General features: G+C 48.9%; 16 protein-coding genes. 15 read left to right on the top strand and 1 reads right to left on the bottom strand.

What is annotated here, in order from left to right:
• Positions 1–30 precede the first annotated feature (30 nt).
• Positions 31–1122: a M24 family metallopeptidase gene (locus K0036_RS17220; protein ID WP_025641758.1), complete on the top strand. Its 1092-nt coding sequence runs from the start codon at positions 31–33 to the stop codon at positions 1120–1122.
• On the opposite strand, the gene K0036_RS17215 is transcribed toward K0036_RS17220, so the two are convergent.
• Positions 1119–1880, bottom strand: coding sequence for a sulfite exporter TauE/SafE family protein (locus K0036_RS17215; RefSeq protein ID WP_025641760.1), 762 nt, complete (start codon positions 1878–1880; stop codon positions 1119–1121). The genes K0036_RS17220 and K0036_RS17215 overlap by 4 nt on opposite strands.
• A gap of 170 nt (positions 1881–2050) precedes the next feature.
• Between K0036_RS17215 and K0036_RS17210 the strand changes: the two genes are divergently transcribed.
• The 14 genes from K0036_RS17210 (at position 2051) to K0036_RS17145 (ending at position 16113) form a co-directional block, all read left to right on the top strand.
• Positions 2051–2614, top strand: a complete 564-nt coding sequence (locus K0036_RS17210; RefSeq protein ID WP_025641762.1) for an HD domain-containing protein — start codon at positions 2051–2053, stop codon at positions 2612–2614.
• A 13-nt stretch (positions 2615–2627) separates the two neighbouring features.
• Positions 2628–3125 (top strand): VanZ family protein, encoded by a 498-nt coding sequence (locus tag K0036_RS17205; RefSeq protein ID WP_025641764.1) that lies wholly within the window; start codon positions 2628–2630, stop codon positions 3123–3125.
• Between the two features lie 121 nt (positions 3126–3246).
• Entirely contained in the window at positions 3247–3669 is a 423-nt protein-coding gene (gene rpsL, locus K0036_RS17200; RefSeq protein ID WP_009249607.1) for a 30S ribosomal protein S12, read from the top strand.
• Between the two features lie 175 nt (positions 3670–3844).
• A complete protein-coding gene (gene rpsG / locus K0036_RS17195) occupies positions 3845–4315 on the top strand; it encodes a 30S ribosomal protein S7 (RefSeq protein WP_025641766.1) in 471 nt (156 codons plus the stop codon).
• Positions 4316–4342: 27 nt separating this feature from the next.
• Positions 4343–6460, top strand: a complete 2118-nt coding sequence (gene fusA, locus K0036_RS17190) for an elongation factor G (RefSeq protein WP_025641768.1) — start codon at positions 4343–4345, stop codon at positions 6458–6460.
• 117 nt (positions 6461–6577) lie between these two features.
• A complete protein-coding gene (gene tuf / locus K0036_RS17185; protein ID WP_025641770.1) occupies positions 6578–7771 on the top strand; it encodes an elongation factor Tu in 1194 nt (397 codons plus the stop codon).
• A gap of 179 nt (positions 7772–7950) precedes the next feature.
• On the top strand, positions 7951–8943 hold the full coding sequence (locus tag K0036_RS17180; protein ID WP_173694132.1) for an SPFH domain-containing protein: 993 nt from the start codon (positions 7951–7953) through the stop codon (positions 8941–8943).
• A 1-nt stretch (position 8944) separates the two neighbouring features.
• Positions 8945–9148, top strand: a complete 204-nt coding sequence (locus K0036_RS17175; RefSeq protein WP_004607449.1) for a hypothetical protein — start codon at positions 8945–8947, stop codon at positions 9146–9148.
• Positions 9149–9343: 195 nt separating this feature from the next.
• Positions 9344–10240 (top strand): ABC transporter ATP-binding protein, encoded by an 897-nt coding sequence (locus K0036_RS17170; protein WP_220430261.1) that lies wholly within the window; start codon positions 9344–9346, stop codon positions 10238–10240.
• Entirely contained in the window at positions 10215–12245 is a 2031-nt protein-coding gene (locus K0036_RS17165; RefSeq protein ID WP_259283344.1) for a DUF6449 domain-containing protein, read from the top strand. Before K0036_RS17170 ends, K0036_RS17165 begins: the two co-directional genes overlap by 26 nt.
• A gap of 105 nt (positions 12246–12350) precedes the next feature.
• The gene (locus tag K0036_RS17160; RefSeq protein WP_220430259.1) at positions 12351–13532 is read left to right on the top strand and encodes a GGDEF domain-containing protein; all 1182 of its coding nucleotides are present in this window, start codon (positions 12351–12353) and stop codon (positions 13530–13532) included.
• 7 nt (positions 13533–13539) lie between these two features.
• Entirely contained in the window at positions 13540–14475 is a 936-nt protein-coding gene (locus tag K0036_RS17155) for a carbohydrate kinase family protein (protein WP_025641783.1), read from the top strand.
• A 6-nt stretch (positions 14476–14481) separates the two neighbouring features.
• Positions 14482–15321, top strand: a complete 840-nt coding sequence (locus tag K0036_RS17150) for an AraC family transcriptional regulator (RefSeq protein ID WP_025641786.1) — start codon at positions 14482–14484, stop codon at positions 15319–15321.
• A 174-nt stretch (positions 15322–15495) separates the two neighbouring features.
• A complete protein-coding gene (locus K0036_RS17145; RefSeq protein ID WP_025641787.1) occupies positions 15496–16113 on the top strand; it encodes a DUF4867 family protein in 618 nt (205 codons plus the stop codon).
• Positions 16114–16134: the final 21 nt, after the last annotated feature.

Below are 16134 nucleotides of genomic sequence, written 5' to 3'. Positions count from 1 at the left end.
CGCTGCTTAAAAGGAAAGGCGGGATGAATGATGGATCAGAACAAAGTGGCGAGAGTGCTGGAGTCAATGAAGGAGCAAGGGATACCCCAGATGATCGTGTCGGATCCGGTGGCGATCTTCTACCTGATAGGGAAATGGATTCACCCTGGGGAGCGCCTGCTGGCATTATACTTAAATGTTGACGGGAATCACAGGCTGGTGATCAACAGGCTGTTTCCGCAGGAAGAAGATCTCGGAGTGGAACTGGTCTGGTATGACGATGTAGAAGACGGCGTGGAGATTCTAAGCAGATTTGTGGAAAAGGACAAGGCCATCGGGATCGATAAGACCTGGCCCGCCAGATTCCTGCTGCGTCTGCAGGAATTGGGCGGAGGAAGCCGGTATGTCAACGGCTCGCCGATCGTTGACTATATCCGAGCGGTAAAGGATGAGAAAGAGCAGGAACGGATGCGGGAATCTTCCAGGCTTAACGACATTGCCATGGAGAGAATCATTCCATGGGTGGCAAAGGGGCTTACGGAGCGGGAACTGGACGCCAAGATGCGCCAGATCTATAAGGAACTGGGGTGCGAGGACGTGTCCTTTGACCCGATTACGGCTTACGGCAAAGGTGCGGCCGACCCCCACCATGTAACGGATGACTCGAAAGGCAAAAGGGGAGACTGCGTAATCCTGGATATTGGGGCATTTAAAGACAATTATGCCTCAGATATGACAAGAACGGTATTTATCGGGGAGGTTTCGAAGCGTGCCAAAGAAATCTACGATATCGTAGTAGAAGCAAACCGGCGCGGCATAGAGGCCGCAAGACCGGGGAACCGGATGTGCGATGTGGATCTGGCGGCCAGGAATTATATAGAAGAAAAAGGATATGGAAAATACTTTACCCACAGGACAGGCCATTCCATCGGCCTGGAAGATCATGAATTTCCAGATGTATCTTCCGTGAACCAGGATATCATCAAAGTGGGCCAGTGCTTCTCGGTGGAACCGGGCATCTATCTGCCGCAGGAGAATCTGGGGGTACGGATTGAGGATCTGGTACTGATTACGGAAGATGGCTGCGAAGTGCTGAATCATTTTACGAAGGAGCTGATCGTAGTTCCGGAAGAATCATCTTAATAGAATCCAGCCACTTTGCAGCCGAGAAGAACTAGCACGAACAGAATGCTGGGCTTGGCGATCCGGGCGCCGTTCTTCATGACCAGGCCTGCTCCGATATAGCCTCCCAGCATATTGCAGGCCGCGGCGGCAAGTCCCAGAGAGATGATCACCTGCCCATTGAGCAGGAAGATGATCAGGGAGGTAATATTCGTCGTGAGATTGATCACCTTTGCCTGCGCGTTGGCAGTCTTGATGCTTAGCCTGGCAAATACGGTAAACGCGATGATCAGGAAGGTGCCGGTACCGGGTCCGTAGAAGCCGTCGTAGCAGCCGATGATAAAGGCAGCTATGGCCGCGGTCAGATAGGTGCGCCTGTCAAGGGTAACTTCATTGGAACCTTTGTCATTGAAAAGCTTCTTATTTAATACCAGGAACGCGGACAAGGGAAGGACCACCACCAGCACATAGGCCATGACCTTTTCCGGCACCATCAAAGAGACATGGGAGCCGATGAAGGAGCCGATGATTGCCGCGATCACGGATGGGACGGCCAGCTTTACATTGATCAGATGATTACGGGCGAAGCGGTAGGTGGCAAGCGCGGTGCCAAATGGGGACGACATCTTATTGGTGGCAACAGCCGCATGGGGCGGCAATCCGGCGATTAGATAGGCGGGAAGGGAAATCAGCCCGCCGCCTCCTCCGATGGCGTCTACCATGCCGGCCAGGAAGACAAGGGGGCATACGATGATAAAGGTATGTATTGTTAGTTCCATAATAGGTTCCTCTCATGTAAAAGTATAGTTTCAGTAATTCCTCTAAAGATTATACGGAAGGAAGCGGGGAAAAGCAATGCCAAATTCTGCATTTTCTGTAACTTCACATTCAAAAATATGTGTGCTACAATAACATACATATGCAAGAATGTTTAAAGGAGGAAGTTAGGATGAACAGAGAACAGGCACATGAGATATTGATGAAATATATGAAGGGCGAGAACTACATTACCCATTCCTATGCGGTCGAGGCGATTATGAGAGGCCTCGCCAAAAGGCTTGCTCCGGATGATGTGGAGTATTGGGGAATCGTAGGGCTGCTGCACGACCTGGATGAGGAACAGTGCGACTGGCAGCATGACATGAGCGTCCACGGCCCCACATCCGTGGAGATACTTAAGAAAGAAGGAATTGACGACAAGATTCTCTTTGACGCCATCTGCGCCCACAATCCAAAGAGCGGCATGAAGGCGAAGACCACCCTTCAGTACGCGGTGCTGGCGGCAGACCCCATGAGCGGGTTCGTCAAAGCGGTGGCGCAGATCTATCCGGATAAGAAGATTGCCAGCGTGAAGCACAAGTCCGTGATGAAACGTTTTAATGAACTAAGATTCGCGGCGGGAGCAAATAGGGATTATATGGAAGCAATCGAGTTTACCGGCTTAAGCCTGGACGACTTGATTGACGTGGCACTGGAAGAGATGGGCGCGATTGCGGATGTATTAGGATTATAATAAGAAGGTAGTTATGCGCAGAAAAATATTTGCAGTGGCAGCGCTCCTGTGGATGATCGTCATTTTCTCATTTTCAGCCAAGGTGGCGGAAGATTCGGAGGAGATGAGCAGGTCTGTGGGAATGCTGATTGGCAAGGCAGTCATAAAAGAATATAAGGAATGGCCGGGAAAAAGGCAGGCGGCGTTTGCGGCAAAGATTGACTATCCGGTCCGCAAGGCGGCCCATGCCTCGGAGTATGCCCTTCTCGGAATCCTGCTTACAGGCGCTATCATGGATATCAGGAAGCCATGGAAGCGCCAGCTGCTGGCCTGCTTTCTTATAGGGGCGGCTTATGCGGCCAGCGATGAATTCCATCAGCTGTTCGTGCCGGGGCGCAGCGGGCAGATCAGGGACGTGATGATAGACAGCGCGGGGGTTGCGGCAGGAATCATCCTGGCATGTCTGGCCATAAGGGCCTTCCAATGCAGAAAACCGCGGAAAATAGAAGAAAATTGCCAAGAAACCACTTGACAACCGTAGAGAATCGTAATACACTAATTTAGCGTGCATGAAGATGCATCGTATTTTTGTGCACCAATATTCATGGTAAAATGAATGAGCAACTTATTATAATCGTAGGAGGTGAAAGAGAATGCCAACATTTAACCAGTTAGTAAAAAAAGGACGTCAGACATCTGTAAAGAAGTCTACCGCTCCAGCGCTTCAGAAAGGGTACAACTCTTTAAGAAAGAGAAGTACGAACGAATCCGCTCCTCAGAAGAGAGGCGTATGTACAGCAGTTAAGACTGCAACACCGAAGAAGCCGAACTCAGCTCTTAGAAAGATCGCCAGAGTACGTCTGTCTAACGGTATCGAAGTAACAAGCTACATTCCAGGAGAGGGACACAACCTTCAGGAGCATAGCGTTGTTCTTATCCGTGGAGGAAGAGTAAAAGACCTTCCAGGTACAAGATATCATATCGTTAGAGGTACGCTTGACACAGCAGGTGTTGCCAAGAGAAGGCAGGCACGTTCTAAATACGGTGCTAAGAGACCAAAAGACGCTAAGAAATAAGTTCATTAGTTAAGAAGATGTAGTCACAAACAGAACTATGATTAAGTAAGTTGCAAGGATATAGATCAATGTCCTGTGCACTACACAGTATCATTAGAAAGACACATGTGAGTACCGATGAATTAATCAGTGTAACATTTACAATTACACAAACATGTTTAAGGAGGGAAGAACCGTGCCACGTAAAGGACATACTCAAAAAAGAGACGTATTAGCGGATCCGTTATACAATAACAAAGTGGTTACCAAGCTTGTCAACAACATCATGCTGGATGGCAAGAAGGGCGTAGCCCAGAAGATTGTATACGGAGCATTTGACAGGGTTGCAGCAAAATCCGACAAGCCGGCAATCGAAGTATTCGAAGAGGCTATGAACAACATCATGCCAGTACTTGAGGTAAAGGCAAGACGTATCGGTGGAGCAACCTACCAGGTACCAATCGAAGTTAGAGCAGACAGAAGACAGGCTTTAGCGCTTCGCTGGCTTACATCCTATTCTCGTAAAAGAGGAGAGAAGACGATGGAAGAAAGATTGGCCAATGAGATTCTTGATGCAGCCAACAACACAGGCGCATCCGTAAAGAAGAAAGAAGATATGCACAAGATGGCAGAGGCAAACAAGGCATTTGCCCACTACCGTTTCTAATTGCGTATAATATAGGAGGAAAAAATCTTGGCTGGAAGAGAATATCCATTAGAGAGAACAAGAAATATCGGTATTATGGCTCATATTGATGCCGGTAAGACTACATTGACAGAACGTATCTTATATTATACCGGTGTTAACTATAAGATTGGTGATACTCATGAGGGTACTGCTACCATGGACTGGATGGAGCAGGAACAGGAAAGAGGTATCACGATCACTTCTGCAGCTACGACATGCCACTGGACGCTGGAAGAGCAGACAAAGCCGAAAAAAGGCGCTCTTGAGCACCGTATCAATATTATTGATACCCCGGGACACGTTGACTTCACTGTAGAGGTTGAGCGTTCACTTCGTGTATTGGATGGCGCTGTAGGCGTATTCTGTGCTAAGGGCGGCGTTGAGCCGCAGTCAGAAAACGTATGGCGTCAGGCTGACACATACAATGTACCAAGAATGGCATTTATCAACAAGATGGACATTCTGGGTGCAGATTTCTACAACGCTGTAGAACAGATTAAGACAAGACTTGGAAAGAATGCGATCTGCCTTCAGCTGCCAATCGGCAAGGAAGATGATTTCAAGGGAATCATCGACCTGATGGAGATGAAAGCCTATATCTACAATGATGAGAAGGGCGAGGATATCTCCGTTGTAGATATTCCGGAAGACATGCAGGATGACGCAGAACTTTACCGTACAGAACTGGTAGAGAAGATCTGCGATCTTGATGATGATCTTATGATGGAATATCTGGAAGGAAACGAGCCATCTGTTGACGACTTGAAGAAAGCACTCAGAAAAGCAACTTGCGAGTGTACGGCAGTTCCGGTATGCTGCGGAACCGCATATAGAAATAAAGGCGTTCAGAAACTTCTGGATGCAGTCGTTGAATACATGCCTGCACCTACAGACATCCCTGCCATCACAGGTACGGATGAGGATGGCAATGAAGTAGAGAGACATTCTTCTGATGAAGAGCCATTCTCTGCTCTGGCATTCAAGATTATGACAGACCCATTCGTAGGAAAACTGGCATACTTCAGAGTTTATTCAGGATCTATCAATTCAGGATCTTACGTGCTGAATGCGACAAAAGGCAAGAAGGAACGTGTTGGACGTATCCTTCAGATGCATGCCAATAAGAGGGAAGAACTTGAGAAGGTATACGCTGGCGATATCGCCGCAGCGATCGGATTCAAGTTTACGACTACAGGAGATACCATCTGTGATGAGAGACATCCGGTTATCTTAGAGTCCATGGAATTCCCGGAGCCGGTTATCGAGCTGGCTATCGAGCCAAAGACAAAGGCATCCCAGGGAAAACTTGGAGAATCTCTTGCAAAACTTGCAGAAGAAGACCCGACATTCCGTGCTCATACGGATCATGAGACAGGACAGACGATCATCGCTGGTATGGGAGAACTTCACCTGGAGATCATCGTAGACAGACTTCTGCGTGAATTCAAGGTAGAGGCTAATGTCGGAGCTCCTCAGGTTGCATACAAAGAAGCATTCACCAAGCCGGTTGACGTGGACAGCAAGTACGCGAAACAGTCAGGCGGACGTGGACAGTACGGACACTGTAAAGTTAAGTTCGAGCCAATGGACGTTAACGGAGAAGAGACCTACAAGTTTGAATCTACTGTTGTCGGCGGAGCGATTCCGAAGGAATATATCCCGGCAGTAGGCGAAGGTATCGAAGAGGCTATGAAGTCCGGTATCCTGGGAGGATTCCCGGTAGTTGGAGTTAAGGCTAACGTATACGATGGTTCTTACCATGAAGTCGATTCCAGTGAAATGGCATTCCACATTGCCGGATCATTAGCGTTCAAGGATGCAATGAAGAAGTCCGCTCCAGTACTTCTTGAGCCTATCATGAAGGTTGAGGTAACGATGCCGGAAGAATATATGGGCGATGTTATCGGCGATATCAACTCTCGCCGTGGACGCGTGGAAGGTATGGATGACCTGGGCGGCGGAAAGATCGTACGTGCTTACGTGCCGCTGTCAGAGATGTTCGGATACTCTACAGACCTGCGTTCCAGAACACAGGGACGTGGAAATTACTCAATGTTCTTTGAGAAATATGAGCCAGTTCCGAAATCTGTACAGGAAAAAGTATTATCCGTTAAAAATGATTAATTAAATGGTAAAAAGGCTTGAAAAACAAATAGATTTGAAATATAATCAGAGATAGCCGAGCAAACGTAAAAAATTATAAATGCCGAAAAGGCGCTGTATTTAAGGAGGATATTCAAAATGGCAAAAGCTAAATTTGAAAGAAACAAACCACATTGTAATATTGGTACAATCGGTCACGTTGACCACGGCAAAACAACTTTAACAGCTGCTATCACAAAGACTCTTTCTGAAAGAGTTGCTGGTAACGCTGCTGTAGATTTCGAAAACATCGACAAGGCTCCAGAAGAGAGAGAGCGTGGTATCACAATCTCTACAGCTCACGTTGAGTATGAGACAGAGAAGCGTCACTATGCACACGTTGACTGCCCAGGACATGCTGACTACGTTAAGAACATGATCACTGGTGCTGCTCAGATGGACGGCGCTATCCTCGTTGTAGCTGCTACTGACGGTGTTATGGCTCAGACAAGAGAGCATATCCTGCTTTCTCGTCAGGTAGGCGTTCCTTACATCGTTGTATTCATGAACAAATGCGACATGGTAGACGATGAAGAACTTCTTGAATTAGTAGAAATGGAAATTCGCGAACTGCTTGATGAATATGAGTTCCCGGGCGATGATACACCAATCATCCAGGGTTCTGCTCTTAAGGCTCTTGAAGATCCTTCAGGAGAATGGGGCGACAAGATCATGGAACTGATGGATGCAGTAGATTCTTACATCCCAGATCCACAGCGTGCAACAGACCAGCCATTCCTGATGCCAGTAGAGGACGTATTCACGATCACAGGACGTGGTACAGTTGCTACAGGTAGAGTAGAGCGTGGTGTTCTTCATGTAAACGACGAAGTTGAAATCGTTGGTATCAAGGAAGAGACAAGAAAGACTGTTGTAACAGGTATCGAGATGTTCCGTAAGCTTCTTGACGAAGGTCAGGCTGGAGACAACATTGGAGCTCTGCTTCGTGGTGTTCAGAGAACAGAGATCGAAAGAGGACAGGTTCTTGTTAAACCAGGTTCTGTAACATGCCACAGCAAGTTTACAGCTCAGGTTTACGTTCTGACAAAAGATGAAGGTGGACGTCATACTCCATTCTTCAACAACTATCGTCCACAGTTCTACTTCAGAACAACAGACGTTACAGGTGTCTGCAACCTGCCAGAAGGCGTTGAGATGTGCATGCCTGGAGATAACGTAGAGATGTCAATCGAACTGATTCACCCAGTTGCTATGGAGCAGGGACTTCGTTTCGCTATCCGTGAAGGCGGACGTACAGTAGGATCAGGAAGAGTTGCTACAATCATCGAATAATATTGGATTATTTGAATTCAAAAGGGCTTTCCGAGAAATCGGAAGGTCCTTTTTTTGCTTTTCCGGATATACCGTATAAATCTGAAAAGAGTTTATAATTCATGCGAAGGTAGTTGTTGACAAACTGATATCAAAATGATATCATTAAAACATCAAAAGATAGAAGGGCGGTATGAATTATGAAAGAAAAGGTTTTTAAGGGCAAACGGTATGGCATGGCTATGCTTCTGTTACTTCTTGTCCTATACGGAGCAGCAACGGCAGGCCTGATCTATGGAGTGGCCGGGGAGCATGTGGCAGTAGGAATTTTAGCAGGCATATGGGTTTGTATCGGCTGGATTCCATTCCTGGGCCTGAAGGTCTTAAGGCCGCAGGAGGCACTGGTGCTTACGCTGTTCGGTAAATATATCGGCACGCTGAAGGATAATGGGTTCTATTATGTGAATCCATTCTGCACAAGCGTCAACCCGGCATCTAAGACAAGGCTTAGCCAGAGCGGCGATGTGGACGGAGGCAAGAGAAAGGAATCCGGTCAGAGTGCAGGCGCGGAGGCCGGAAATAAGAAGATCTCCTTAAAGATTATGACTTTGAATAATAACCGGCAGAAGATCAATGACTGTCTGGGCAACCCCGTTGAGATCGGAATCGCGGTGACATGGCGGGTAGTTGACACGGCAAAGGCAGTTTTCAATGTGGATAACTACAAGGAATATCTGTCCCTCCAGTGCGACAGCGCTCTGAGGAACATCGTGCGACTGTATCCTTATGATGTGGCTCCCAACGTGGACACCACGGGAGATGGGATTGCCGACGACGGAAGCCTGAGAGGCTCCAGCGAGGTGGTGGCTTCCAGAATCCGGGAAGAGATCCAGACAAAGGTGGAAGAGGCAGGCCTTGAGATCGTCGAGGCACGTATTACCTATCTGGCTTATGCGCCTGAGATTGCGGCGGCTATGCTGCAGAGACAGCAGGCATCTGCTATCATTGATGCCAGGAAAATGATCGTAGACGGTGCAGTGGGGATGGTTGAGATGGCTTTGGAACGGCTGAATGAGAATCAGGTGGTAGAATTGGATGAAGAGAGAAAGGCGGCAATGGTATCCAATCTGCTGGTAGTGCTTTGTGGAAATCATGATGCACAGCCGATCGTAAATTCAGGAACACTTTACTGATATGGCAGATAAAGGGAAAAAGCAGGTCCCGCTCCGGCTCTCAGCCAAACTCTACGATGCGATCGCCGCCTGGGCAGAGGACGACTTCCGTTCTGTCAACGGCCAGATAGAATATCTCTTGACGGAATGCGTAAGACAGAGAAAGAAGAACGGCAGGCCTGTACCGCACGAACTGGATGTGCCGCCAGAATTAGATATTGAATAAAGAAGACCCCCGGGGAATAGAAATCAATTCCCCGGGGGTCTTTCTCCTGAAATGAGAGAAAGCCGCCAGCAGGATGGCAGAAGCATGCAGAGGTGCGGCAATCCTGAAAACTTGCTAATATATTACAAATATGTTACAATTTATTAAGTTGTTGTAACATATAAAACAAAAGTATAGGGCGAAAAGAGGGTTCAGATGATAGAGATTGAGAACATAAGCAAGCATTTTGACGACACTGCGGCGTTAAGCCAAGTCTCCTTTCGAATACCTGAAGGAAAAGTATTTGGATTGCTGGGAACCAACGGAGCCGGGAAAAGCACGCTTCTTCGGGTGATGGCAGGAATTCTTAAGGCTGACGCCGGGACGGTCAGGATTGATGGAGAGGACGCATATGAGAATCCCGGGGCAAAAGAACGCTTCTTCTATCTGCCGGACGACCCTTATTATTTCCCAACAGCCACCATGGAAGATATGGCCAGATTCTATCAGAAGCAGTATTCTGCCATGGACCGAAACGGCGTGCGGTATATGGCGGATCGGCTGGAACTGGATATCCGGCGGCCGCTGCGTACATTTTCCAAGGGAATGAAGAGGCAGGCGTTTCTGATCCTGGCCTTGTGCGCCAATACAGACTACCTGCTGTGCGACGAAGTATTTGACGGACTGGATCCGGTGGTGACGGAGGCGATGAAGAACCTGTTTGGAAAAGAAATCCAGGAGCGCGTGCTTACCGTTGTGGTGGCAGCCCACAAATTACAGGATCTGGAGGACTTCTGCAATGAGATTGGGATCCTGCACAAAGGAGGCCTTTTGCTGGCCGGCGATATGAGGGAGAAGGCAGGAACGATGACCAAGATTCAGTGCGTATTCGAGCAGGACGAACCGCTGATGGCGGAGCATCCGTCGATTGTGCGCTGCCATCGGGACGGCTGCTTTACTACGGTGATCGCCAGAGGAAAGAAAGAGGAGGCCCTGGAGAATATCCGGCAGAGGAATCCCATCTTCTACAAGGAGGTGCCGATGACGCTGGAAGAGATATTTATGACAGAGATGGAGGAAAATGGTTATGACATCCGCAAAGTATTACAGTAATTGGCTGAAAGAAGCCGGGCGGGGGCATATCAGCGCGATCCTTGCCTGGGGAGGGTTTGCGCTGTATCTGATATTCAAAGTCATGTCGCTTTCTATAGATACTGACTTTGCGTTTTCCGGAATTGGAAGCGCGGAATTATCTTATCTGTGTATGGGACTTGGAATTTTATTGGCGTTTTCAGAATTCGGCTATCTGTTCCAGGCGAAAAAGCAGGACTTCTACTTTAGTCTTCCGGTAAAGAGAAGCACGATATTCTGGACGCATTATTTCCATGGGCTGCTGCATTTTGCCTTTCCGTTTTTAATCACCCAGGCGGCATGCGCCCTGTATCAGGCAAGCCGTGATACTGTGTTTGCTTCTTATGCCAGTGGGTATACCGTGCGCAGCGTGATCGTCTTTTTGCTGGTTTTTCTGCTGTTCTACCATATGGGGCTTTTGGCTGCCGCGGTATCGGGCAGAGTGGCTTTTGCGGTGGCGGTGCTGGCCGTTCTGCTGTTTTATTTCGAGATCCTGATACAGTACGTCCTGCTTGGAATGTCCCAAGAGGTCTTCCATACGTTTTACCGCATCCCGCTCTTGGAAGAGGCCGGCAGAATGCTGGCGCCTGCAAGGCTTGCGGAAGTTTTGGCAGGAACCTTCCTGTATGAGAGGCGGGAGGTACTGGAGTACTTCCCGAATGGTGGGCAGATGTGCGCTGCATTTGCATGGATATTGCTTCTGGGCATAGCAATTCTGCTGGTATTGGGAAGAAGAAAGACGGAGATGACAGGAAGGGGCTTTGCGAGCCGGTTGGCGGAACGCGTGACAGAGTTCCTGCTATCTCTGCTTGCTGGCTTATGCGTCTGTACCTTGATCCTAAAGGTCTTCCAAACAATGGGGGAAGGAGGCTTAAAAGACGTGCTGTGCCTTCTGATGGCTGGCGCTGCCGGCACGCTGGCCGCCCATCTGCTGATGGAGGGGCTGGTTCGGGCGCCCTTAAGAAAGATAGGACGCAGGAAGGGACAGCTGGTGGCAGAATGCATCGTCGTATGCACGGCAGCACTTGCCTTTCTCGGAGGCTGTGATTCCTTCGATGGCTTCTACCCGCAGCCGGACCAGATCAAGGGACTTTCCATCTTCATGAATGGGGTGGATATCGGCCAGGCCCAATTTGAAGAGATTGAAGCGGGAAGGGACCATTATCTGATAGACGCTAGGCTTGCGCAGTATTCTTTGTACGAGAACGGAATGGAAGAAGGGCTTGCCTGGCTAAGGGAGGTTTGCCAGCAGGGAAATGCATGGAATGGGAAGACGAACGCCAGAGATGGTTCAGAAAAAGAATCCGGCAGAGTTACGACGGTTACCGTATGCTATGAGATGAAAAACGGGGCAGAGAAATACCGGGCCTATCCGGTGGATGAAGAGAGTTTGGATACGTTTGCCGGCGTGTATGAGAGCAGGGAATATAAAGAGAAGGCCTACCCGCTGACGGAGATTGAGGAGGCGGATCAGGAAAGACTGGTCTGGTCGGACGGCGTGCTTGAACAGACGCTTCGGCTGTCAGCCCAGGAGAAAAAAGACTTTCTGGCTGCGTATAAAGCGGATGTTGGCAGCCTGAAACTTGCGGATCTGAAGGAATCGCTTCCGGCCGGCTACATAGAATTGGAATCCGAAGTCAGCGCCAAAGATATGAGAGCCGCCATCTATCCATTCTTCGGGCAAACCTGCGCTTTCCTAAGAGAGCATGGGGCAGAAGTGGGGAAACAGTTGGAAGATTATAAGATCGTGGGATTAAAAATTAAGAATATCCCATCCGGCGCAGGGCAGAGAACCGGGAATACAGGCGTCAGGTTCTACCAGGAGGAAGAGGATCTGGAAGCGTGGCGGGGGAAGCTGGTCCCGGAAGACCTGGCGATCCAGCCAATCCTGCATCCTGTCGATGGACAGACGTATGCTGAAGCGGAAATCGAGGATGAGGATACCAGTTCGGTGACCATTACCCAGTGCTATGGAAAAGTGCAATAACAATTACGGTTTTAGTAATTGCGTATGCAAGCCTGGCGTAGTACACTATTAAAAGAAGCTGGCAGATTGCCGGGCGTGTGGCTATAGCCAGGAAGGAAATGCCGGATGGATACGATAAGAAAAAAGCTCCATAAAGGACTTGGGAGAGTAGATGTACAGGCGGCGCTGCTTGCGGTGGCGCTCACCATCTGTTCTTCCGTATTTATCTATGGGTTTTATTACAAAACGACATACAATGAGATGATAAAAACGCTTGAGATGCGTACAGAATCTATTCACCAGTATCTGGAACAGGTGCTGGTGGAAGAAGATTTTGATGCTGTAAATACGATCCAGGACGTGGACTCTTTGGCCTATCAGAGAGATAAGAAACTGCTGGGGGAGATAAGGAAGGCTACAGGCGTGCGCTATCTCTACACAGCGAAGAAGAATACGGACGGGAAATATATTTATGTGGTGGATGGGCTGGAAGAATCGTCGCCAGATTTCCGGAATCCGGGGGATCCTATTGAGAAAGAGATTATTGCGGACATCGAGCGTGCGTACCAGGGAGAGGTAGTGCTTCCGGACAAGATATTGGAGACTTCCTGGGGGAAGATATTTCTTGCCTATTATCCAATCCATAAGGGAGATGCGAAGGACAGTCCTGTTATAGGCGTGATGGGAGTGGAGTTTGACGCGGAGGAGCAGTACAATGCTTACCGGAGGCTGGAAATTATATCTCCGATCATTATCATTGCTATGTGCATATTAGCTGGAACGATTGCAAAGTTCCGATTTCGAAGGCTCTCCAATCCTTTGAGCAAGGATATGTATAATACGGATATGCTGACGCAGATGAAGAACCGGAACGCGTTTGACATTGATATGGGGAATCTGGAGGCTGAAAAGAAGTTAAAGAATATCGGCGTAGGCGTCATTGATCTGGATTATCTGAAGGCAGTAAATGATCATTACGGACACATTTTCGGAGACGAGTATATCAAGCGCTCCGCAGAAGCGATAAGAGAAGGCCTAGCCAGGGACGCGTGGGCATACCGTACCGGAGGAGATGAATTCGTAGTGATGATGGCAAATGCTTCAAAGGATAAGATGGAAGAGCTGATCAACAGGATTCAATCAGCCTTTGAAAGGAAGATGCAGGACTTTGAGCCAGAGACTTCATTTTCCGCAGGATATGCGATCCATGACGGAGATGAGAAGATATCCATCTACAATCTGGTAGAACAGGCAGATACGCGGATGTATCAGAAGAAGCATGAAAAAGGCAAAGAGAGAAAGGACTAGAAGAGGAATGCCGGAAATAGTGGTGATAGGAGCGGCAATTATGGACGTGCTGGCGAGGCCGGCGGACGAAGCGGTGTTTCGTACGGGCTCAAGTCCCATGGAGGATATCTGCATGTCCACCGGGGGAGACGCATTTAACGAGGCTGTGATCTTGGCTAGAATGGGGAAAAAGGTCCGCCTGGAGACGGTACTTGGGGATGACCATGCAGGCCGGATAATCCGGGAGATGTGCATGGAAGAGGGGATCGCGGTAGATCCACGGCAGATCCGCCCTGAGATATCCACGGGAATCAACGTGGTCCTGATCAAGGAAGGCGGGGAACGCAGTTTCCTAACCAATGCCAACGGAAGCCTCAGGAGGCTTAAAATAGAGGATGTCAGGATGCCTTTCCCGGAAGGGGCAAAGATTCTTAGCTTTGCCAGCATCTTCGTGTTTCCTGAGATTGACTGCAGGAGCCTTACGAAGATATTTGCCCAGGCAAAGAGCCAGGGGATGATGGTGTGCGCGGATATGACCAAAAGGAAGCACGGCGAGACGGTGGAGGATATCAAAGAGGCGCTGGAATATGTAGATTACATTCTGCCAAATGAGGAGGAGGCATGCCTGGTGACCGGGAAGGACACGGCCGAAGAGGCAGCAGAGCGCCTGCTTGAGGCAGGCGTGAAGAATGTCGTCATCAAATGCGGGGCCAGAGGATGCCTGGTAAGGAACAGAAGGGAATGCTACAGGGTGATGGCGAAGCCGGGGGTAAGATGCATCGATACCACCGGAGCCGGAGACAGTTTTGCCGCCGGGTTTATCTACGCATTATCGGAAGGCAGGGAACTGCGGGAATGCGCCGAATACGCAAATGCATGCGGAGCCATGGCGGTCCAGGTACTGGGAGCGACCGGGTGGATACAGGCCGGCGCTTCAGACAAACCCTGTGAAAATGGAGGATAAGCAGATATGGAATATTCACATGAGTTCATCATGCCCAATGATGATATCCCATTTAAGATGTTCATCTTCGAAGGCAAGGATGGCAACTACGTCAGGGAGAAGCACTGGCATCGGTCGGTAGAAATATTTGCGCTGTTTGAGGGAGAATTAAGATTCTTCCTGAATGAGAAGGAATACCCGCTTAAGCCCGGAGAATTCATGCTGGTCAATTCCAATGAGATTCATTCCATCCAGTCCCCAAAGGCCAACCGGACCATTGTGCTTCAGATACCGCTGGCCACGTTCGAAAATTACTATACGGAGGAACGTTTCATCTACTTCTCCCATAGTTCCAGACTTCAGGACGAGGAAGTGATGCGCCTCATCGAAGATATGTACGAGACATATGCCCGCCGGGACTGCGGCTATGAATTGAAGGTCCTGGGCCAGTTCTACCTGCTGGTGTATCTTCTGGTGGCCAAATACCGTGAGATGGAGGTCAGCATGGAATTGGTGCGCCGGAATAAGAAGCTGAATAAGCTTTCCGCTATCACGGCATACATGAAGGAACACTATACCAAGGACTTATCCCTGGAGAGCCTGGCGAAGATCTTCGGCTATTCGCCGACGTATCTGTCCAGGATGTTTCAGAAGTATGCCAGGACCAATTATAAGACTTATCTGGATCATATCAGGCTGGAATATGCATACAAGGATCTGGTGAACACATCCGATGCGATTGGCGAGATCGCCAGTAATAACGGCTTTGCCAACAGCAAGGCTTTTGCAAAGGTATTCAAAAGAAAATATGGCATGCTGCCAAGCGAATACAGAAAGCGTCAGGCAGAGAATCAAGCGGGGACTTAAGTGGGGACGTAACACTTTTCAAAAGTGTTACGTCCCCACTTGGCATCTGCCCTGTCCCCTTTTGAACAAAAAGGCAAGAATTTGCCATAAACAGGGCGAATAATTGGTCGAGGCAGAAAGAATAAGTTGATATAATGACCTTATAGCAAACGAAGGCAAAAGGAGGAAGAAAACATGGAGATTCGCAAGGTTACAGATCCGTCTTTTGGAGTATATGGAAAGGTGCTGAAAGGTTATGGCTTTGACCGGATGCTAAAAGAGATGGGACACACGCCGGTACCAGATGACGGCGTCATCTATATGGCGTCCGTGGAGGAACTGGAAGGGCTGCCTGTGGCGGCGAAACTGAAAGAGCGGGCATACGGAGGCCTGCCCATCCAGATTGGCTATTGCAATGGCAATAATCATAAGCTGAATGCGCTGGAGTACCATCGTTCCTCGGAGATAGACATTGCGGCCAGCGATCTGATTCTGCTTCTGGGACGGCAGCAGGATATAGAGGCGGATTACACCTATGATACGGAAAGGGCGCAGGCATATTATGTTCCGGCCGGGACGGCGGTGGAACTATATGCCACGACGCTTCATTATGCGCCTTGTACAGCGCAGGGAAATGGGTTTAGATGCGTCATCGTACTGCCGAAAGATACCAATACAGACCTGGGCTTTAAGCCTGGAAAGGATGGAGAGGACCGGCTTCTGGCGGCCAGGAACAAATGGCTGATCGCCCATAAGGAGGCCGCGATCGAAGGCGCTTTCTGCGGGTTAAAAGGAGAAAATATTACGCTATAATTACTTGACGAAATAGGAGAA

The organism is [Clostridium] scindens (genome assembly GCF_019597925.1).
Lineage (GTDB): Bacteria > Bacillota > Clostridia > Lachnospirales > Lachnospiraceae > Clostridium_AP.
This window is presented reverse-complemented; position numbering and strand designations above follow the sequence as displayed.